Source organism: Williamsia sp. Leaf354 (genome assembly GCF_001424365.1).
Classification (GTDB): Bacteria; Actinomycetota; Actinomycetes; order Mycobacteriales; family Mycobacteriaceae; genus Williamsia_A.
In genome coordinates this window covers 595057-613544 of record NZ_LMPL01000005.1, presented here as the reverse complement: position 1 = coordinate 613544, position 18488 = coordinate 595057, and the positions used below count along the sequence as shown (strand labels likewise).

The following is an 18488-nucleotide window of genomic DNA, read 5'->3' as shown; positions in this document are numbered from 1 at the left end:
CCGGCGATCGACACCCTCAAGGGTTCGTCATCGGCACGTGGGCGTAACGACGGTCAGCTCGGCTTGGCGTCGAGGACGACCTCGAACTCGAGCAGGTCGGCGCCGCTCGACACCGGGTTCGCGCGCTCGCCGGCGTGGGCCGCGCGAGCGGGTCCACCCGACCATGCCTCGAACGCCTCGTCGGACTCCCACTGCGTCACCACGAAGTAGCGGTCCTCGCCCTTCACCGGGCGCAGCAGCTGGAAGCCGAGGAAGCCCGGCGTCCCGTCGACGGTGTGTGCTCGGTTGGCGAACCGCTTCTCGAGTTCGGGTCCGGCACCCTCGGGCACTGATATCGCGTTGATCTTCACCACGGCCATGGTCGCTATCGTATCGGTCGTGACAGCCGACGAGCGGTGGGCGGAGACGGGCCTGCGGGACCACGGTTCCGACCTCGGGGCGGACGCCCCCACGATCGTCCTGCTGCACGGGCTCATGGGGCGCGGACGCACCTGGCGACGTCAGATCCCCTGGCTGCGCAGACACGGGCGTGTGTTCACCGTCGACGCGGCCTTCCACACCGGCGCCGACGCCGGGTTCGACATCGACGACGTGGCCGCCGACGAGATCGCCACCGAACGTTTCGTGGCCGACGTCGCCGAGACCCTGGTCTGGATCGATCGTGGACCGGCGGTGTTGATCGGCCACTCGATGGGTGGCCTGCACGCCTGGTGCACTGCCGCGGAGTACCCGGAACTGGTCTCCGCGCTCGTGATCGAGGACATGGCACCGGACTTCCGCGGCCGCACGACCGCGGACTGGACACCGTGGTTCGCGTCGTGGCCGCAGCGGTTCGCCTCCCGGTCGGCGGCCGACGACATGTTCGGTCCGATCGCCGGCCGCTACTTCTACGAGGCCTTCGACGACGGTCGCCTGCACGGTGACGTCGAGATCTTCGCCGCCATCGCCCAGGAGTGGGGTGGCCGCGACTTCTGGTCGCAGTGGCGTCAGGTCGAGGTGCCTACCCTTCTGCTCGAGGCCGAACACGGGGTCACCCCGCCGGGTCAGATGGCGACGATGGCCGAGATGAACTCGTGTGCACACCATCTCGTGATCCCGGCAGCCGGGCACCTCGCCCACGACGACCGACCGGGGATGTACCGCGGCGCGGTCGAGGCGTTCCTGTCGTCGATGTTCGACTGAGCGGGCCGCAGCGGGTCGGGGTCAGCCGCCTTCGCCGGCGAGGCAGAAGCGGCCGTCGGAGGTGGTCTCCATGAGACCGTCGGCGAGCAGTGAGTCCAGGGCCCGTTCGCGTTGGCCGATGTCGGTGAGCCACACCGCGTCGATGCGGTCGCGTCCGACCGGACCGTCGGCGGCGCGGAGTTGGTCGAGGATGAGGCCGCGGACCTGACGGTCGGTGCCCGCGAACTTCTGGACCTTGCGCGGGGTGTCGAGCGCGGGCCGGCCGATCTCGTTCCAGAGACAGTGCGGCAGCGGACAATCCCCGCACCGTGGGTTGCGCGCGGTGCAGACCAGCGCGCCGAGCTCCATCAGCGCCGCCGAGAAGCGCGGCGCGACTGTCCGATCCCGGGGGAGCAGGGCGGCCGCGTCGTCCATGTCCGACCGGGTCGGGTTGCCGGCGTCGCGGCCGTGCAGGGCGCGGGCGATGACGCGGCGGACGTTGATGTCGACCACCGGCACCGACTGGCCGTAGGCGAAACACGCGATCGCCCGCGCGGTGTAGTCGCCGATACCCGGCAGGGTGAGGAGGGTGCCGACGTCGGACGGGACCACGTCGCCGTGCTCCTGGGCGAGCACCGTCGCACAGGCGTGCAGGCGCATCGCGCGTCGCGGATAGCCGAGTTTGCCCCAGGCGCGCACCACCTCGCCGACCCCGGCGGCGGCCATCGCCGACGGCACCGGCCACCGCGCGACCCACTCGAGCCAGATCGGTGCGACGCGCGCCACCGGTGTCTGCTGCAACATGATCTCGCTCATGAGGATCTGCCAGGGTGTGACTCCCTCTGCGCGCCAGGGCAAATCGCGCTCGTGGTCGTCGAACCACGACAGCAGGCGGCGCGTCACGTCCGAATTCGGCACAATGTCAGCCATGACAACCATGACTCCCGCACAGGCGTGGCGCGAGATGCGCGAAGGCAATGACCGATTCGTCGGTGGTGAACCCAAACATCCCAGTCAGGGTATCGACGACCGGACCCGGCTCACCGGCGGGCAGGCCCCGAAGGCCGTCCTGTTCGGCTGTTCGGACTCCCGCGTCGCCGCCGAGATCGTGTTCGATCAGGGGCTCGGGGATCTCTTCGTCGTCCGCACCGCCGGGCAGGCCATCGATTCCGCCGTCCTCGGGTCGATCGAGTTCGCGGTCGCCGTGCTCAAGGTGTCGCTGATCGCGGTGCTCGGCCACGACAGCTGCGGCGCGGTCGGCGCCACGATCAAGGCCGTCGACCAGGCGCAGATCCCCGGCGGCTACATCCGCGACATCGTCGAGAAGGTGACGCCCAGCGTCCTGGCCGGCAAGGCCGAGGGCCTGACCCGCGTCGACGAGTTCGAGGCGCGACACGTGCAGGAGACCACCAAGCTCCTCACCGAACGCAGCCAAATCATCGCCGACGCGATCGAGGCGGGCACCCTGGGCATCGTGGGCCTAACCTACAGCCTCGCCGAGGGCAAGGCACACCTCCGCGAATCGGTGGGCGAGATCGAGGATCAGCCCGACAGCGATCACGCCCTGCAGAAGGTGTGATGTGCACCCGCGGCGACGACACGCCGCCGCGGGTCGGACGGGGCGGACCACTCGACCGTTAGCGTTGGTGTGTGTTGGAACCGCAGGGCCCGCTGCCACCCGAGATCTACTGGCGTCGGCGCGCGCTCGCGGTCGGTGTGGTCGTCCTCGCCCTCATTGTCGTGATCGGTCTGATCATCTGGGCCTCCGGCGGTTCCGACGAGTCCCCTCGGAACACCAGCGCGAGCGCCTCCTCGAGTCCGTCGCTCACCTCGGTGCCCTCGAGCGCCGACGCCTCGGAGAGCATCGCCGGCGGGTCGGGCGGATCCGGTTCGGGCGGCAACGGTGTGCCCGGCCAGACGCAGGCGTCGGGCTCGGCGGCCTCCGGCGTGGTGCCCGGCGCATCCTCGTCCTCGTCGGCCGCACCGACTGCGGTGCCCGCGAGCGGCCTGTGCCCCGACCAGAACATCTCCGCGGTCCTCTACACCGACAAGCCCACGTACACCGTCGGCGACAAGCCGGTCTTCACGATCGTCATCACGAACGCAGGCCTCGCCGAGTGCACCCGTGACGTCGGCAAGGACATGCAGAACGTGACCGTCCGCAGTCTCGACGGCACCCGCTACATCTGGTCGGCGACCGACTGCTCACCGATCAACACGATCAACAACCAGTTACTCAAGCCGGCCCAGCAGTTCAAGGACACCATCGTGTGGTCGGGGACCACCAGCACGCCGGGGTGCAAGACCCCGCGTCGTGTGGCCGCGGCCGGGCCGTACCAGGCGGTCGGATCGCTGGGGGAGAAGCTGAGCGCCCCCATCACGTTCAACTTCGCCGATCCGCCGCGCCAGTAGAACCGGGGCTAGTCGAACCGCTCGATGGTCGTCTCGGCCAGGCGTGACAGTCCTTCTCGGATGTGTCGGGCCCAGATCTCGCCGATGCCGTCGATGGCCTGCAGGTCCGACGCGCTCGTCGCGAGCAACGACTGCAACGTCCCGTAGCTGCGCACCAGGCGGTCGAGGTGCGCGAACTGCAGCCCGGAGATGCGAGCCAGCAGGCGGTAGCCGCGCGGACTCATCGTGGTGTCCTGCGCGTCGAGCGTGGTGGGGTAGCCGAATGCCCCGGCCAGCAGCGTCGAGTCGAGCAGGTCTGTGTCGTTGAGGGCCTCGATCGCCTCGAGCGCCTGACGCACCTCCTCGATGGTCGCGGGCTCCGGGCTCGAGTAGTAGTCGCGCACCACGAGTTCGCGCATCGAGTCGTTGTCGCCGACGAGTTCCTCGAGCTGCAACGACAACTGGCGTCCGTTCGCGCCGAGTTCGAGCACGTACTGTTCGATCTCCACCGACACCCGACGCACCATCTCCATGCGCTGCACCGCGGTCATCGCCTCCCGCAGCGACACGTAGTCCTCGATCTCGGCGCGCGACAGCGCGGCACTGACCTCGTCGAGTCGGGTCTTGTAGCGCTGCAACGTCGCCACCGCGAGGTTGGCACGCGACAGGATCGGATCGGACCCCTCCACCACGTGTCGGATGCCGTCGACGTAGGCACTCACGATCGACATCGACGCGCTCACCGAGATCACCGGGTGCCCGGTCTGGATCGCGGTGCGTTCGGCGGCACGGTGGCGCGTGCCCGACTCCTCGGTCGGGATCGACGGATCGGGCACCAATTGCACGTTGGCGCGCAGGATTCGGGTGCCGTCGGTCGAGAGGACCACCGCCCCATCCATTTTCGACAGCTCACGCAGGCGGGTGGGTGCGAACTCCACGTCGAGGTGGAAACCGCCGTCGCAGATGCGTTCGACGAGTTCGTCGTACCCCAGCACGATCAGCGCGCCGGTGCGTCCGCGCAGGATGCGTTCGAGCCCGTCGCGCAGACCGGTTCCGGGTGCCACCCGGCCGATCGTGGCGCGCAGGAGATCGCCGTGCGCCGTGTCCACCATCGCGACAGCCTTTCGTTACGGGTGTTTACCGTGCACTAGATTAACTGCGGGTGAGAACAACCTTCGTCGTGCCCGACGATCTGGACGCCCCCCGCCGCGGCGGCGACGTCGTCGCCCCCGGCGACACGATCCCCCCGCACAACCCCATGTGTTACGGCTGCGGCCCGCGCTCGCCGCACGGTCTTCACCTGTCGATGACCGCGGGCGAGGGCGTCACCGCGACCGGTGAACTGCTGGTGGAGCCGCGATTCGAGGGTGGCCCCGGCGTGATCCACGGCGGCATCCTGGCCAGCGTCTTCGACGAGTCGATGGGCCTCGGACTCATGCTGATGGGCCTCACCGCGGTCACCGTGGTCCTCGACATCGACTACGCCCGACCCGTTCCCATCGGTACCCGACTGCGTCTCGACGCCCGCGTGCTCGGGACCCGACGCCGCCAGGTCTACGCCGAGGCGACCGCGACCGTCCTCGGTGCCGACGGCGCGGCCGGGGAACCCGTTGCCGGTGCCCACGGGTTGTTCGTGATCGTCGACCCGCACGCACACTTCGGTCCGACGCGAGATCTCGGTCAGAAGGTGTAGGTGTCCACGCTCGTCACGAGTGCCGCGCGTACCGCCTCGTGCAGGTCGGCGACCTCGGTGATCTTGATGCCCTTGGGCAGGTCGGGTGAGCCCGCCGGCACGATCGCGTGTCGGAACCCCAGCCGTTTGGCCTCGGCGACCCGTCGGCCGACGCCGGAGACCCGTCGGACCTCGCCGGCCAGACCGACCTCGCCGATCGCGACCGTCGATCGGGGCAGGGCCTTCTTGCGGACGATGGACCCGACGGCGAGCGCGACCGCGAGATCGGCCGCGGGCTCGGTCAGCTTCATGCCGCCGACGGTCGCGACGTAGACCTCCACGTCGGACACCTTCACCGCGATCCGCCCCTCGAGGACGGCGAGGATCATCGCCACCCGCTGCGAGTCCAGGCCGCTCACGGCGCGCCGCGGCGAGCCGTTCTGCGTCGGCGCGACCAACGCCTGCACCTCGCCGACCATGGGCCGCTTGCCGTCCATCGCCACGGTGATGGCGGTGCCCGGCACGTCGGAGTCGCGGTGGTGCAGGAACAGCCCGGACGGGTCGGGGACCTCGTGGATGCCGTCGCCGCGCTGCTCGAAGCAGCCCACCTCGTCGGACGCGCCGAAGCGGTTCTTGATGCCGCGGACCATGCGGAGCGACGAGTGCTTGTCGCCCTCGAACGCCAGCACGACGTCGACGAGATGTTCCAGTGATCGCGGGCCGGCGACGGCGCCGTCCTTGGTCACGTGACCGACCAGCACGATCGCGATGCCGGTGTTCTTGGCGAGTGACGTGAGTGCCGTGGTGACCGAACGGATCTGCGTGACACCGCCGTTCACGCCGTCGGACCCCGACGCGACCATCGTCTGCACCGAGTCGACGATCATGAGCGTCGGCCCGACCTGTTCGGCGTGGCCGAGCACGGTGTCGAGATCGGACTCGGCGGCGAGGAACACTTCGGGGTGGACAGCGCCGGTCCGTTCGGCGCGCAGACGCACCTGCGCCGCGGATTCCTCGCCGGTCACGTAGAGCGACCGCTTGCCCTGTTCGGCCCAGCGCTTCACGGCCTCGAGTAGCAGCGTCGACTTGCCGACGCCGGGCTCACCCGCGAGCAGGACCACCGAGCCAGGCACGACACCCGCACCGAGGACACGATCGAGTTCGCCGATGCCGGTGGGGAACGCCGCGGCCGCGGTCGGGTCGATCTCGGTGATGCGGCGGGCCGGCGACGATGGTGCGACGGCGGTCGATCCACGGCTCGCGCTCGCTGCGGTGGCGACCTCGTCGATCGAGCCCCACTCGCCGCACTCCGGGCAGCGGCCGACCCACTTGGCCGATTGATGGCCGCACGAGCGACAGCGATACGACGAGCGGGGTTTGGCCACTCGTGAACCCTAGATGCGGGGTGTGACAGGGGTGGGTGGGGCGAGTGCCGAGTGGATCAGCCCTCGCCGCCCTCGGCGGGCTCGGGGTTGAGCAGCTGGTCGGCGCGACGCTGCAGTTCGGAGCCGGCGTCGATCGGGACGCGGACGGTGGTCTTGCCGGCCTTGGCGAACGTGAACTCCATGGGCACGGTGAGGCCGGGGGTGATCTGCTTGCCGTATCCGCTCACGGTGACGGTGATGCGGGTCTCGCTCGGGTCCGACGCGTTGTTGTCCGGGGCGGACGGGCTGGTCGGCGAGGCCGAGGTGACCGACGACTCGGCGGCGACGAGCAGCTGCGAGGGCTGACCCGCGCGCAGCGACTTCGTGGCCGGGATGTCGGTGGCGCCGGAGAACGAGACGCTCCCGCCGCCGGGCAGCGTGATCGACTCGAGTTTGTCGTCCTTGTACGGGCTGTTGTTCGAGATGAGGAACGCGACCTCGAGCGGGCTGCCGTTGGCGAAGGCCTGCGTGCCCTGGCTCGGGAACACGATGTGGACGTCGCGCAGGGCGATGTCGCCGAGCGTCGCCGACGAACCGTTGACGGCCGCGGCCTGGTTGGCGGTCTGCGCGATCTGGCCGGCGCCACAGGCCGAGACCCCGAGTGCCAGTGCGCCGCCCAGCGCCGCGATCGCCACGACGCGCGCTGCGCGATGGCCGTGGATGCGAGCGGGGACCTTCGCGGGAGTGAGCACAGACACCGGGTTTCCTCTTCTGCCTCGTCGACCCTGACGGGTCGCGCCGATCTTGCACTACGGAGCGTAGTGGCCGTGACCGCTTCGAGCGCGTTCGGGTGGCGAATTGGCGGCGGCCACCACGGGTGTGCTGTGGACCGATCATCGACACTTCACGGGTGATCGCTGCTGGTAGGCCGCTGACCTGCACTGTTGTGTGATGAAGGAAACAGCCCCGTGTTAGACTGGGCAAATCGAAAGGGGCTTGGAACATTGAATTTCAAAGTCGGTGACACCGTTGTATACCCCCATCACGGTGCCGCGAAGGTCGAAGACATCGTCATCCGCACCATCAAGGGAGAACAGGTCGAGTACGTCGTCCTGAAGATCGCGGACGGCGACATGACCGTCCAGATCCCGTCCACCAAGCTCGAGTACGTCGGTGTCCGCGACGTCGTCGGCTCGGAGGGTCTGCACAAGGTGTTCGACGTCTTGCGTGCCCCGCACACCGAGGAGCCCACGAACTGGGCCCGCCGCTTCAAGGCCAACCAGGAGAAGCTCATCTCCGGCGACATCATCAAGGTCTCGGAGATCGTGCGTGACCTGTGGCGTCGCGAGCAGGACCGCGGTCTGTCCGCGGGTGAGAAGCGCATGCTGACCCGCGCCCGTCGCGTCCTCGTCGACGAGCTGTCGCTCGCCCAGGGCACCGACGACGCCAAGGCCGCCATCATCCTCGACGAGGTTCTCGCAGCGGCCTCCTAGGCCGCTCATCCCCCACCCGTGACGACCGTCGCGCTGATCCCGGCTGCGGGGTCCGGTACCCGTTTGGGTGCGGGGATGCCCAAGGCGTTCGTCGACCTCGGCGGCCGCACCATCCTCGAGCGATCGGTGGACGGTGTGTTCGCCGCCGGTGTCGACGAGGTCGTCGTGGCTGTCCCGGCCGCACTGCTCGACACCACCCGTTCGATGCTCCCGCGTGTCCACGTCGTGGTCGGCGGGTCGGTGCGCAGCGATTCCGTACGAGCCTGTCTCGCCGAGGTCGGTCCATCCGCCTCGGATGTCGTGCTGATCCACGACGCCGCCCGCGCCCTCACCCCACCCGAGGTGTTCACCCGCGTGATCGACGCGGTGACCCAGGGCTCTGACGTCGTGGTCCCCGCCGTCCCGGTCACCGACACCCTCAAGCGGGTCGATCCACAGCAGTCCGGGGCCGCCGAGACCGTTGTCGCCACCGTCGACCGCACACCGCTGCGCGCGGTACAGACCCCGCAGGGCTTTCGTCCCGAGGCGCTGCGGCGCGCTCACGCCGCGGCCGGTGACGCCACCGACGACGCCGGCCTGGCCGAGGCCGCCGGTTACGCCGTCCACGTGGTGCCCGGCGACCTGATGGCCTTCAAGATCACCACCGCGTGGGATCTGCGGATAGCCCGCATGCTGCTCGAGTCGACAGGAGTCCGGTAGATGCGCGTGGGGATCGGTACCGACGTCCACCCCGTCCAGCCGGGTAAACCCTGCTGGATGGTGGGCCTGCACTTCCCCGACGACGACGGGTGCGAGGGTCACTCCGACGGCGACGTCGGGGTACACGCCCTGTGCGACGCGCTGCTCTCGGCGGCGGGGCTCGGCGACCTCGGTGCGGTCTTCGGCACCGGCCGTCCCGAGTGGGACGGCGTCGACGGCGCCACCATGCTCACCCATGTGCGCGGGCTCGTGTCCGACGCCGGGTTCACCGTCGGCAACGCCGCGGTCCAGGTGATCGGCAACCGTCCGAAGATCGGTCCTCGCCGCGAGGCCGCGCAGCGGTTGCTGTCGGATCTGGCCGGGGGACCGGTGTCGGTGTCGGCGACCACCACCGACGGACTGGGCCTGACGGGGCGCGGCGAGGGTGTCGCCGCGGTCGCCACCGCACTGTTGCTCGTCGCCGACTGAGTAGGATCGCACGTCGTGACCCTTCGCCTGTACGACACCGCCGCGCGTGACGTGCGTGATTTCGCACCGCTGCACGCCGGACAGGCATCGGTGTACCTCTGCGGCGCCACCGTGCAGGGCGTCCCGCACATCGGCCATGTCCGCAGCGGCATCGCGTTCGACATCCTGCGGCGCTGGCTGCTGCACTCCGGTCTCGACGTGCTGTTCGTCCGCAACGTGACCGACATCGACGACAAGATCCTCACCAAGGCCGCCGACGCCGACCGTCCGTGGTGGGAGTGGGCGGCCACCCACGAGCGCGCGTTCTCCTCGGCGTACGACGCATTGGGTGTGCTGCCGCCGTCGGCCGAACCGCGCGCGACCGGCTTCATCACGCAGATGGTGGAGTACATGGAGCGTCTCATCTCCCGCGGTCACGCCTACGCCTCCGACGGCAACGTCTACTTCGATGTGCGCAGCCTCCCCGGGTACGGCGCCCTGTCGGGTCACCGCCTCGACGACGTGCACCAGGGTGAGAGCGCGGGCACCGGCAAACGAGACGACCGCGACTTCACGTTGTGGAAGGCCGCCAAGCCCGGCGAGCCGTCGTGGCCCACGCCGTGGGGACCGGGTCGCCCCGGATGGCATCTGGAGTGCTCGGCCATGGCGACGTCGCTGCTCGGTGGCGAGTTCGACATCCACTGTGGCGGGATGGATCTCATCTTCCCGCACCACGAGAACGAGATCGCCCAGAGTCACGGCGCCGGAGACGGTTTCGCGCAGTACTGGCTGCACAACGGCTGGGTCACCATGGGTGGCGAGAAGATGAGCAAGTCGCTGGGCAACGTGGTCGCCATCCCGGCGATGCTGCAGCGGGTGCGTCCGGTGGAACTGCGGTACTACCTCGGCAGTGCGCACTACCGGTCGATGCTCGAGTACTCCGAGGGTGCGCTGAACGAGGCCGCGGCCGGCTATCGCCGCGTCGAATCCTTTGTGCAGCGCGTCGATTCGCGATTCGGACCGGTTGTCGTCGGCGAGGTGGGCGCAGATTTCGCCGCGGCGCTCGACGATGATCTCGGGGTGCCCGCCGCGCTGGCCGTGGTCCACACCACCGTGCGTGCGGGCAACACCGCCCTCGAGGCCGGTGACAGCGACACCGCGCGGGCGGCCGCGTCGTCGGTGCGCGCGATGATGGGTGTCCTCGGGGTCGATCCTCTCGACGAGCGCTGGCACACCGCCGACGACGACTCGCAGGCCATCTCGGCTCTCGACGTGTTGATCCGCGCCGAACTGGATCGCCGGGCGACGGCGCGCGCAAACAAGGACTACGCCACCGCGGACGCGGTGCGCGACCGACTGGCCCAGGCCGGTGTCGACGTGACCGACACCGCCGACGGCGCCCAGTGGAATCTGAAGGGGCGCAACTGATGGCAGGCAACTCGAAACGTAAGGGTGCGGTCCGCAAGGACGGCACGAAGAAGGGGCAGGTCGCCGGATCCGGCGGCAACCGTCGTCGTGGTCTCGAGGGCCGTGGCGCGACGCCCAAGGCGGTGGACCGGCCCTACCACGCGGCGCACAAGCGGGCGAAGGCCGCGAGCGCGTCGGCGACCGGTGCCGGTCGTGGACGGTCGACCGCGGCGAAGCGTCGTGACGAGGAGGGCCCCGAGTACGTGTTGGGTCGCAACCCCGTCGTCGAGTGTCTGCGCGCCGGGGTCCCCGCGACCGCGCTGTACGTGATGATCGGCGGGACGCCCGACGAGCGGGTGTCGGAGGCCGTGAAGATGGCCGGCGACAAGGGGATCGCGATCCTCGAGGCACAGAAGTCCGAGCTCGACCGCATGAGTACCAACGGGCTGCATCAGGGCATCGCCCTGCAGGTGCCGCCGTATCGCTACACCCACCCGTCCGATCTCATGCAGCTCGCCGTCGACAGTGGCACCCCGCCGCTGCTGGTGGCCCTGGACAACATCACCGATCCCCGCAACCTCGGTGCGGTGATCCGTTCGGTGGCCGCGTTCGGTGGGCACGGAGTCGTGATCCCGCAGCGCCGCAGTGCGAGCGTGACCGCGGTGGCGTGGCGGACCAGTGCCGGTGCGGCGGCGCGTCTGCCGGTGGCGCAGGCCGCCAATCTCACTCGTACGCTCAAGGACTGGGCAGCCGAGGGTGCACAGCTCGTCGGTCTCGACGCCGACGGCGACACCGAGCTCGATTCCTATGACGGCACTGGTCCGACGGTGATCGTGGTCGGCTCGGAGGGCAAGGGCCTCTCGCGTCTGGTTCGCGAGTCCTGTGACTCGATCCTGTCGATCCCCATGGCCGGCCCGGTCGAGAGCCTCAACGCCTCGGTCGCCGCGGGTGTCGTGCTCGCCGACTTCGCCCGCCAGCGCCGAGCGGTCTAGGGCGCCGCAGGTAGCGACGCGCGAACCAGCGCGGTCGCGACGCGGCGGCCGGTCCCGGCGGATCCCTTCGGCTCCCGCAAGCGCATGGCGAGTTCGCCGCTGATCACGAGGAGTATCTCCTCGGTCAGTTCTGACGATTCGTTGCACCCGGCGGCGGTGATCAGTTGGTGGAGCCGGGTGCGGAAGTGGTCGGTGTCGCGGCCGATCGCCTCGGCCAGTTCGTCGGGGGGCGAGGAGTATTCGGCGGCCGCGCCGAGGAAGGCGCACCAGCGCGCGCTGTCGGTTCGACCACGGAACGCCTCGAGCGCGTCGAAGACCGCGAGTACGCGCCCCTGCGCGTCGGGTGCCGCGTCGATTGCGCGTTCCCACTCGTCCCGCCACCGTGAGTGGCGCCGCTCCAGTGCCGCCGCGACGAGTGCTTCCTTGCTCCGGAAGCCGCGGTAGAGCGTTGCTGCCGAGACGCCGGCGCGGGCGAGCACGGCGTCGACGGGGGTCGATTCGATCCCGCGGGTGAACAGCAGGTCGTCGACCGCGTCGAGCAGTTTCTGCTCGGAGCTCTTGCGCATGGGCACGCCTCTCAGACTAGGCTCGCAGATATGAAACGATCGTTTTCGTTTGTGAGTGTATCCGAGACGTCGGTCGTGGTCGCGGGCGTCGGGTTCATCGCCGCGACGTACGGACTGGTGCGCCTGGCGTACGGGCTCTTCCTGCCCGACGTACAGGCCGCCCTCGGGTTGTCGGCGAGCCTGGCCGGGATGGTGTCGTCGGGGTCGTCGCTGGTCTACTGCGGTGCCGCGCTCGTGGGTCTTCTGCTCGGCGGCCGTGGGGTGCGACGTCAGGTCACCGCCGCGGCCGTGTCGGCGGTTGTCGGCGTGTGGGGGATGGCGGTGGCCGGTGACGTCGTCTGGTTCGCGGTGGCCGCGATCGTCGGATCGGCCGGTGCGGGGCTGGCGTCGCCTGCGCTGGTCACGATCGTCGGGCGATCGGTGGCGGTGGGTCGCGTCGGTCGCGCGCAGTCGGTGGTGAATGCGGGAACGGGGCCTGGGGTGGTCGGTGCCGGTGTCCTGGCGCTGGTCGTGCTGCCGGAGTGGCGGACGGCGTGGTGGGTGGTCGGTGCAGTGACGACGGTGATCGCCGTGGCGCTGCTCGCGGCCGATCGCGGAACGGGGTCCGCGCCTGCGACGGTCTCCACGCGGATGAACTCGGCATGGTTGCGCGCTCATGCAGCACCCGCGGTGGCCGCGGTCCTCATGGGGGCCGGGTCGAGCGCGGTGTGGACGTACGGGCGTGGTGTTCTCGTCGATGCGGGTGTCGTCGGAGAGCGGGGCAGTGTCGGCGCGTGGGTGCTGTTGGGCATCGGTGCGACGACGGTGATCGCGACGTCGGGTGCCATGAGCCGTCTCGCGCCGAGGTCTGCGTGGATCGTGACGTGCGGGGTGCTGGTGGTCTCGGTCGCGGCGCTGGGTGTGGGCCGTGAACAGATCGTGACAGCGCTCGTGGCGTGTGCCTGTTTCGGCTGGGGGTTCACGGCAGCCACGTCATCGCTCATCGCCTGGAGCGCGAGGATCGATCGCGCCGGCGCGGCGCAGGGGACGGCGTTGCTGTTCGTCGCGTTGGTACTGGGACAGGCGGTCGGTTCGGCGGCGCTGGGTGGGATGGTCGGGACGCTGGGATACGCGGCGGCCTTCGTGCTCGCGGCCAGTCTCTGCGCCGCGGCCGTTGTGCCGGCCGCTGTCAGGCAGCGAGCAGTGCCGCGAGATGACGTTCGATCGGACTCTCCACGGGGCGCCGTCAGGTGTGACGAGGCCTGGAAGCGGCGTACTCCTCCACGACGACACCGGACTCGAACGGGCGCGTTCGGATTCGGGTGAAGGCGCGTGGCTTGTAGGGCGCGCGTCCGAACAGCGGGATACCGGAGCCGAAGACGAGTGGCTGTCGTTTCAGGACGAGACGGTCGACCTCGGGGAGGAGTGCGCCGGCGAGTTCACCGCCGCCGCACAACCAGATGTCGAGGCCGTTGTGCGCCTTCAGTTCCCGAACGGTGGAGAGGGGATCGTCGGTCACGGTGATCGCAGGGTCGTGATCAGGCGCTCGTCTGCTGGCGACGAACTGCCGCAGGTGCGGGTACGGGCTCGTGATCCCGATGGCCAGGGCAGGTGCCATGGTGTTCGACCCCATGATGACGGTGTCGAATCGTGTTCGTGGCGGCTCGATCCCGAGTGCCGTCATCGCGTGGATGGGTAATGCATCGGCGTACTCCTCGAACACGACCGCCGCGTGATCACCGTCGATGGGGAAGGCGTCGAATCCACCGTCGGGGTCGGCGATGAAGCCGTCGAGACTCACGGCCACGTAGTAGACGAGTTCGCGCATGGTGACGTCGATTATGCCGGCGTCGAGGTCAGGCGGCGTCGAGCAGAGCGCGGAGTCGTCGTTCGATGAGGCTGACGGGTTCGTCGTGGTGACCTGGCGGCGCCGGGGCTCGGGAGACGTGGCTGTGCCCGGTGGGTGTGGTGACGGTCGCGGTATGGCGAGCGGTGTCGGTGTGATCGGCGGTGGTCATCCGCCAGCCGGGGTTCTGTTTGGCCCGGTTGTGGGCCAGGCACATTCCGCCGCCGTTGGCGGCTGAGGTGTCGCCGCCTTGTGCGTGTGGATCGGCGTGGTCGTATTCGGCGATCGGTGCATCGCAGTACGGGATGCCGCACGACTGGTCGCGCAGGTCGAGAAAGAGTTTGAGTCCGGTCGGGAACAGTCTCGCGGTCGAGTCCATCGCCACCAGCGCTCCACTCGACGGAGCCTTGTAGAGCCGCCGCAACGTGGTGGCGGCGTCGGCGTCGAGACTTGTGGCCACCATGTCGCGGGCGGTGGCGGCGGGGACCGGGCCGTACCCGGTGACATGGGCGGCTGCACCACCGTGGCCGACCAGAACCTCGTCGGACATCACGACATTCACCGCCACCGGCAGGGCATCGACGTCCGCGACACCGGTCACCCGTTCGACGAGGGCGTCGGCCATGACCTGCGCGTGCGTGCGGTCGTCGGCCCCGACGGTGGCGTCGGCGTGCTTCTTCAGCGCCGCGTACACCGAGATCCCGGACACCAACGGCAGCAATGCCGACAGGCGCACCATCCCATCGGGCGCGGGCCGGGTCGACACCCGGCGATCCTTCACCGCATGCGCGTGCCGGTCGACTACAGCCTGTGGATCGAGTTCGTAGGCGAGCCGCTTCACCTCGGCGTCCAACGCCCGATCACCGACACCCTCGAGCACCGACACGTCAGCGCAGAGACGACGGTCGATCTCTCCGCGATCATGCGGGGTGAGGTGCGCGGTCTCCCGCACGAGGATCGTCGCCCGCCATTCGGTGAGGACACCTGCGGCCAACGCCGCTCGTGTGTGTGGCATCTCGCGCATCACCGCGCGTGCGAACCCGAGATACCGGCCGCCGGCGGACCCGGAGGCCTTGCGGGCCAGTGCGACTTCGGCGGCCAATCCGCGTCCTTGCCTCGCGACCGGAACACCCGCCGCGGACTCGGCCTCGACGCGGAGTTCCTCGAGACGGATGGTCTGCTTCGCCTGCGTTGCAGCACATGCCGCCTTCAGGGATTCCAGTGCGGCGATCTGATCGATGGTGTCCGTCTCGCTGGAGGCGGGTGCCATCTCGCTCAGTGCGGACAGCATCTGTTGCACCGCAACGACACCCACGTCGTCAGTCGTTGCGCTCATTGGAATCCTCCCGGATCGAATCTACGTTCGAGTCTATCGAACGTAGGCCTTGAGATCAAGGAAAATGTTGCACTGCACTATCTTTCACCGAGCGATCGCTATCGTGATGATCTCCGGCGACGACGCCGTGACCGGTGACCGAGACCAATCACCGTACTGTTCTGCGATCGCGAATCCCGCGTCACCGAGCAGTGAGGTGAGTTCGGACCGGCTGCAGAAGCGCAAGGTGTTCGACACCGTGATCGCGTCAGGAATCCCAGCGCCGCTGAAGGTCTCGTCGAAGGTCACCACACGCGACGTCGCCTCCCGAACTCGTCGAGTCAGCCTGATGACACCGGCCGTCGGATGGTTGACCAGCGTTTCGCCGTCCCACCTCAGCCACGGTGTGGCTCGCGGGTTGCGAGTCTCGAAGGCGAAGCGGCCGCCGGGGATGAGTGCGCGCCGGATTGCCTGGAGGGAGGTGGCGATGTCGTCGTCGGTCACCAGCGTCTGGAATGCATGCCCGGTCATCACGACGAGATCCGCGCCCACTGCGCCCACCTCGGCGGCCGTGGCCCGGACCCACTCCACATCGTCAGATGTCGCTCGAGCGACTGCGAGCATGTCGGGATCCGGATCGACGCCGACGAGACGTCCGACATGGCCGCCGGTGCGCGCCCGATGCAGCAGAGTGCCGGTGCCACAGCCGATGTCGACAACCATCCGGGACGCCATGACCAGCTCCAGATAGAACTCGTCGGAGGCATCCCACGGATTGAGCAGGTCGTAGACCTCGGCCGGCCTCACGACCTCGCGCGCTCGGCGTCCCGGAGCTCGTTCTTGCGGACCTTGCCGGTGGAGGTGCGGGGGATGGCGTCGGTGAACTCGATGTCGCGGGGTGCCTTGAACGAGGCGAGGAGTGTCTTCACGTGCGCGGTGAGTTCCGCGGCCTCGACCGAGGCGCCATCGGTCAGGACCACGAACGCCTTCGGGCGTTCGCCCCACTTGTCGTCGGCGACACCGATGACGACGACGTCGGCGACGGCGGGATGACTGGCGAGGGCCTGTTCCACCTCGATCGTGGAGATGTTCTCGCCACCGGAGATGACGACATCCTTCGCCCGATCGAGCAACTTCACGTAGCCGTCGGGGCGCATCACCCCGAGATCCCCGCTGTGGAACCAGCCGCCGGCGAAGGCCTCGGCGGTCGCGTCGTCATCGGCGAAATAGCCCTTCATGACGCAGTTCCCGCGCATCACGATCTCGCCCATCTCGACTCCGTCGGGCTCGACATCGACGAGCGATCCGTCGTCGGCGGCGTCGGGGCGCACCACGCGCAGACGATCGGCGGTCACCATCCCCACGCCCTGCCGTGACATCACGACGTTGAGCTCGTCGGAGTCGAGGTCGGCCCACGAATCCTGCGGCTCACAGATCGAGTACGGACCGTAGGTCTCGGTGAGTCCGTAGACGTGCACGAGAGTGGCACCGAGGGAACGGATCTGGCCCACCACGGTCGGCGAGGGCGGTGCCCCGGCGGTCACGACGGTCAGCGGTCCCTCGAGCTGATGGGCTTCGGGTGCGGTCGCCAGAGTCGACAGAACGGTGGGCGCACCACACATGTGGTCGACGCCCTCGGTGTCGATGAGCCGCCAGATGTCGTCGCCGCGCACAGCGCGCAGACAGACGTGCCGACCGGCCACCGCGGTCACCGCCCACGTGGTGCACCAGCCATTGCAGTGGAACATCGGCAACGTCCACAGGTAGCGACTCGCGTGCTCGAAGCCCTGATGCACCACCTCGGCCAGTGCGTTCAGATAGGCGCCGCGGTGGGTGTACATCACGCCCTTCGGACGGCCTGTGGTCCCGGAGGTGTAGTTGATGGTGATCGTGGCGGTCTCGTCGTCCACCTCCCACGGCAGCGCTGCTCCGTCACCGCGGGCCAGGAACGCGTCGTACCCCGAATCGAGGTCGATCACCTCGTCGACGGACAGATCCGCGAGCGGTGCGAGCAGGTCGGATTCGCCGATGAGGATCTTCGCGCCCGAGTGCTCGCAGATGTAGGCGATCTCGTCGGGCGACAGGCGGGTGTTCACGGCGACGAGGACCGCGCCCGCGAGGGGCACACCGAAGTGGGCGATCAGCAGCTCGGCGCGATTGGTGGCGAGGAACGCCACCCGTTCGCCGGCAGCGACACCCGAGGCACGCACCGCCGCGGCGAGCGACTGCGCCGCATCGGCGAACTCGCGGTTGGTCATCCGGCGGTCACCGTCGACGATCCCGATCGCGTCGGGGTGCACCTCGGCGGCACGCTCGAGGAACCGTAGTGGGGTCAGGGGTGTGTCGAGACCGGCCATCACGTCACTCTAGCGACGGTGACACCCTGCTCACGCAGGGTTGCGGCGACCGCTCGCGCGTGCTCGACCGCGCCGGGGGTGTCACCGTGCAGACACAGCGTCGACGGTACGACCGCCACGACCGTGCCGTCGTCGGCGACGATCTCGTGGCCGACGACCATCCGCAACGCCCGGGCGCAGATCGTGGCGGTGTCGGTGATGACCGACCCCGGCTCGGATCGCGGGACCAGCGAGCCGTCCGGGCGGTAGGCGCGGTCGGCGAAGGCCTCGGCGACGGTGGCGAGCCCCGCGGCCTCCGCCTGGCGCGCGGACACCGATCCGGGCAGCCCGTACAGCGGCAGATCGCGGTCCAGCGCGACGACGGCATCGACCACCGCCTGCGCCTGCGCCCGATGGGAGACGATGCTGTTATACAGCGCCCCATGCGGTTTGACGTAGGAGACCGCGCCGCCGACCGAGCGCGCGATGCCGTCGAGGGCGCCGATCTGGTAGATCACGTCGGCGGTGAGATCCCCGGGGGCGATGTCGAGGAAGCGGCGCCCGAAACCGACGCGGTCGGGGTAGGACACCTGCGCTCCGATCGAGACCCCGGCCGAGACCGCCGCGGCACAAGTCTCCCGCAACGAGGTGGGGTCCCCGGCGTGGAACCCGCAGGCGATGTTGGCGCTCGTGACCACCTCGAGCATCGCGGAGTCGTCGCCGAGACGCCACACCCCGTACCCCTCGCCGAGATCGGCGTTGAGATCGACACGGGTGTCCGACGATGTCATCAGCCGAGGGTAGCGATTAATGTCGTGGG

21 protein-coding genes are annotated in these 18488 nt (G+C 69.2%); 10 read left to right on the top strand and 11 right to left on the bottom strand.

What is annotated here, in order from left to right:
- Window positions 1–53: 53 nt before the first annotated feature.
- Window positions 54–359 (bottom strand): mycobilin-forming heme oxygenase MhuD, encoded by a 306-nt coding sequence (gene mhuD / locus ASG12_RS19455; protein WP_055793265.1) that lies wholly within the window; start codon window positions 357–359, stop codon window positions 54–56.
- On the opposite strand from mhuD, the gene ASG12_RS19450 reads away from it, so the two are divergent.
- Window positions 358–1182, top strand: a complete 825-nt coding sequence (locus ASG12_RS19450) for an alpha/beta fold hydrolase (RefSeq protein ID WP_082502170.1) — start codon at window positions 358–360, stop codon at window positions 1180–1182. The genes mhuD and ASG12_RS19450 overlap by 2 nt on opposite strands.
- 21 nt (window positions 1183–1203) lie before the next feature.
- Here the strand turns inward: ASG12_RS19450 and ASG12_RS19445 are convergent, their stop codons facing one another.
- Window positions 1204–2091: an A/G-specific adenine glycosylase gene (locus ASG12_RS19445; RefSeq protein ID WP_055793263.1), complete on the bottom strand. Its 888-nt coding sequence runs from the start codon at window positions 2089–2091 to the stop codon at window positions 1204–1206.
- Here ASG12_RS19445 and ASG12_RS19440 point away from each other — a divergent pair.
- Entirely contained in the window at window positions 2090–2740 is a 651-nt protein-coding gene (locus tag ASG12_RS19440; RefSeq protein ID WP_055793261.1) for a carbonic anhydrase, read from the top strand. The genes ASG12_RS19445 and ASG12_RS19440 overlap by 2 nt on opposite strands.
- Window positions 2741–2811: 71 nt before the next feature.
- A complete protein-coding gene (locus tag ASG12_RS19435; protein ID WP_055793258.1) occupies window positions 2812–3573 on the top strand; it encodes a hypothetical protein in 762 nt (253 codons plus the stop codon).
- Between the two features lie 8 nt (window positions 3574–3581).
- On the opposite strand, the gene disA is transcribed toward ASG12_RS19435, so the two are convergent.
- Window positions 3582–4664: a DNA integrity scanning diadenylate cyclase DisA gene (gene disA, locus ASG12_RS19430; protein ID WP_045821872.1), complete on the bottom strand. Its 1083-nt coding sequence runs from the start codon at window positions 4662–4664 to the stop codon at window positions 3582–3584.
- 50 nt (window positions 4665–4714) lie between these two features.
- Between disA and ASG12_RS19425 the strand changes: the two genes are divergently transcribed.
- On the top strand, window positions 4715–5245 hold the full coding sequence (locus ASG12_RS19425) for a PaaI family thioesterase (RefSeq protein WP_055793255.1): 531 nt from the start codon (window positions 4715–4717) through the stop codon (window positions 5243–5245).
- Here the strand turns inward: ASG12_RS19425 and radA are convergent.
- Entirely contained in the window at window positions 5233–6609 is a 1377-nt protein-coding gene (gene radA, locus ASG12_RS19420; protein WP_055793252.1) for a DNA repair protein RadA, read from the bottom strand. The genes ASG12_RS19425 and radA overlap by 13 nt on opposite strands.
- A 56-nt stretch (window positions 6610–6665) precedes the next feature.
- On the bottom strand, window positions 6666–7346 hold the full coding sequence (locus tag ASG12_RS19415; protein WP_156378193.1) for a hypothetical protein: 681 nt from the start codon (window positions 7344–7346) through the stop codon (window positions 6666–6668).
- Between the two features lie 246 nt (window positions 7347–7592).
- Between ASG12_RS19415 and ASG12_RS19410 the strand changes: the two genes are divergently transcribed.
- The 5 genes from ASG12_RS19410 to rlmB are packed head-to-tail and all read left to right on the top strand — an operon-like array spanning window position 7593 to window position 11626.
- The gene (locus ASG12_RS19410; RefSeq protein ID WP_045821876.1) at window positions 7593–8081 is read left to right on the top strand and encodes a CarD family transcriptional regulator; all 489 of its coding nucleotides are present in this window, start codon (window positions 7593–7595) and stop codon (window positions 8079–8081) included.
- Between the two features lie 18 nt (window positions 8082–8099).
- Window positions 8100–8780 carry a 2-C-methyl-D-erythritol 4-phosphate cytidylyltransferase gene (gene ispD / locus ASG12_RS19405; RefSeq protein WP_055793248.1) on the top strand — a complete coding sequence of 227 codons (681 nt, stop codon included), beginning with the start codon at window positions 8100–8102 and terminating at the stop codon, window positions 8778–8780.
- Entirely contained in the window at window positions 8781–9248 is a 468-nt protein-coding gene (gene ispF / locus ASG12_RS19400; protein ID WP_055793245.1) for a 2-C-methyl-D-erythritol 2,4-cyclodiphosphate synthase, read from the top strand.
- Between the two features lie 15 nt (window positions 9249–9263).
- Complete coding sequence (cysS, locus tag ASG12_RS19395; protein WP_055793242.1) at window positions 9264–10655, top strand: cysteine--tRNA ligase; 1392 nt, start codon at window positions 9264–9266, stop codon at window positions 10653–10655.
- Window positions 10655–11626 carry a 23S rRNA (guanosine(2251)-2'-O)-methyltransferase RlmB gene (gene rlmB, locus ASG12_RS19390; RefSeq protein ID WP_055793239.1) on the top strand — a complete coding sequence of 324 codons (972 nt, stop codon included), beginning with the start codon at window positions 10655–10657 and terminating at the stop codon, window positions 11624–11626. The genes cysS and rlmB overlap by 1 nt, the downstream gene beginning before the upstream one ends.
- Here the strand turns inward: rlmB and ASG12_RS19385 are convergent.
- Window positions 11623–12198 carry a TetR/AcrR family transcriptional regulator gene (locus tag ASG12_RS19385; RefSeq protein ID WP_055793236.1) on the bottom strand — a complete coding sequence of 192 codons (576 nt, stop codon included), beginning with the start codon at window positions 12196–12198 and terminating at the stop codon, window positions 11623–11625. The genes rlmB and ASG12_RS19385 overlap by 4 nt on opposite strands.
- A 45-nt stretch (window positions 12199–12243) precedes the next feature.
- Here ASG12_RS19385 and ASG12_RS19380 point away from each other — a divergent pair, with 45 nt between their 5' ends.
- Complete coding sequence (locus tag ASG12_RS19380) at window positions 12244–13497, top strand: MFS transporter (protein ID WP_235457608.1); 1254 nt, start codon at window positions 12244–12246, stop codon at window positions 13495–13497.
- Here the strand turns inward: ASG12_RS19380 and ASG12_RS19375 are convergent.
- The 5 genes from ASG12_RS19375 to ASG12_RS19355 form a co-directional block, all read right to left on the bottom strand.
- A complete protein-coding gene (locus ASG12_RS19375) occupies window positions 13418–13999 on the bottom strand; it encodes a dihydrofolate reductase family protein (RefSeq protein ID WP_055793233.1) in 582 nt (193 codons plus the stop codon). The genes ASG12_RS19380 and ASG12_RS19375 overlap by 80 nt on opposite strands.
- Window positions 14000–14027: 28 nt before the next feature.
- Window positions 14028–15353: an HNH endonuclease gene (locus ASG12_RS19370; protein WP_235457598.1), complete on the bottom strand. Its 1326-nt coding sequence runs from the start codon at window positions 15351–15353 to the stop codon at window positions 14028–14030.
- 84 nt (window positions 15354–15437) lie between these two features.
- The gene (locus ASG12_RS19365) at window positions 15438–16139 is read right to left on the bottom strand and encodes a class I SAM-dependent DNA methyltransferase (protein ID WP_055793232.1); all 702 of its coding nucleotides are present in this window, start codon (window positions 16137–16139) and stop codon (window positions 15438–15440) included.
- On the bottom strand, window positions 16136–17689 hold the full coding sequence (locus ASG12_RS19360; protein ID WP_055793229.1) for an AMP-binding protein: 1554 nt from the start codon (window positions 17687–17689) through the stop codon (window positions 16136–16138). Before ASG12_RS19360 ends, ASG12_RS19365 begins: the two co-directional genes overlap by 4 nt.
- Window positions 17689–18459 carry a LamB/YcsF family protein gene (locus ASG12_RS19355; RefSeq protein ID WP_055793226.1) on the bottom strand — a complete coding sequence of 257 codons (771 nt, stop codon included), beginning with the start codon at window positions 18457–18459 and terminating at the stop codon, window positions 17689–17691. The genes ASG12_RS19360 and ASG12_RS19355 overlap by 1 nt, the downstream gene beginning before the upstream one ends.
- Window positions 18460–18488 lie beyond the last annotated feature (29 nt).

Excerpts from the sequence above, each read along its gene's own strand:
- ASG12_RS19440 (WP_055793261.1), top strand. The coding sequence starts at position 2,090 with ATGACAACCATGACTCCCGCACAGGCGTGGCGCGAGATGCGCGAAGGC.
- mhuD (WP_055793265.1), bottom strand. The coding sequence starts at position 359 with ATGGCCGTGGTGAAGATCAACGCGATATCAGTGCCCGAGGGTGCCGGA.
- ASG12_RS19360 (WP_055793229.1), bottom strand. The coding sequence starts at position 17,689 with ATGGCCGGTCTCGACACACCCCTGACCCCACTACGGTTCCTCGAGCGT.
- disA (WP_045821872.1), bottom strand. The coding sequence starts at position 4,664 with ATGGTGGACACGGCGCACGGCGATCTCCTGCGCGCCACGATCGGCCGG.
- ASG12_RS19375 (WP_055793233.1), bottom strand. The coding sequence starts at position 13,999 with ATGCGCGAACTCGTCTACTACGTGGCCGTGAGTCTCGACGGCTTCATC.
- rlmB (WP_055793239.1), top strand. The coding sequence starts at position 10,655 with ATGGCAGGCAACTCGAAACGTAAGGGTGCGGTCCGCAAGGACGGCACG.
- ASG12_RS19450 (WP_082502170.1), top strand. The coding sequence starts at position 358 with ATGGTCGCTATCGTATCGGTCGTGACAGCCGACGAGCGGTGGGCGGAG.
- ASG12_RS19355 (WP_055793226.1), bottom strand. The coding sequence starts at position 18,459 with ATGACATCGTCGGACACCCGTGTCGATCTCAACGCCGATCTCGGCGAG.
- ASG12_RS19370 (WP_235457598.1), bottom strand. The coding sequence starts at position 15,353 with ATGAGCGCAACGACTGACGACGTGGGTGTCGTTGCGGTGCAACAGATG.
- ASG12_RS19445 (WP_055793263.1), bottom strand. The coding sequence starts at position 2,091 with ATGGCTGACATTGTGCCGAATTCGGACGTGACGCGCCGCCTGCTGTCG.
- ispF (WP_055793245.1), top strand. The coding sequence starts at position 8,781 with ATGCGCGTGGGGATCGGTACCGACGTCCACCCCGTCCAGCCGGGTAAA.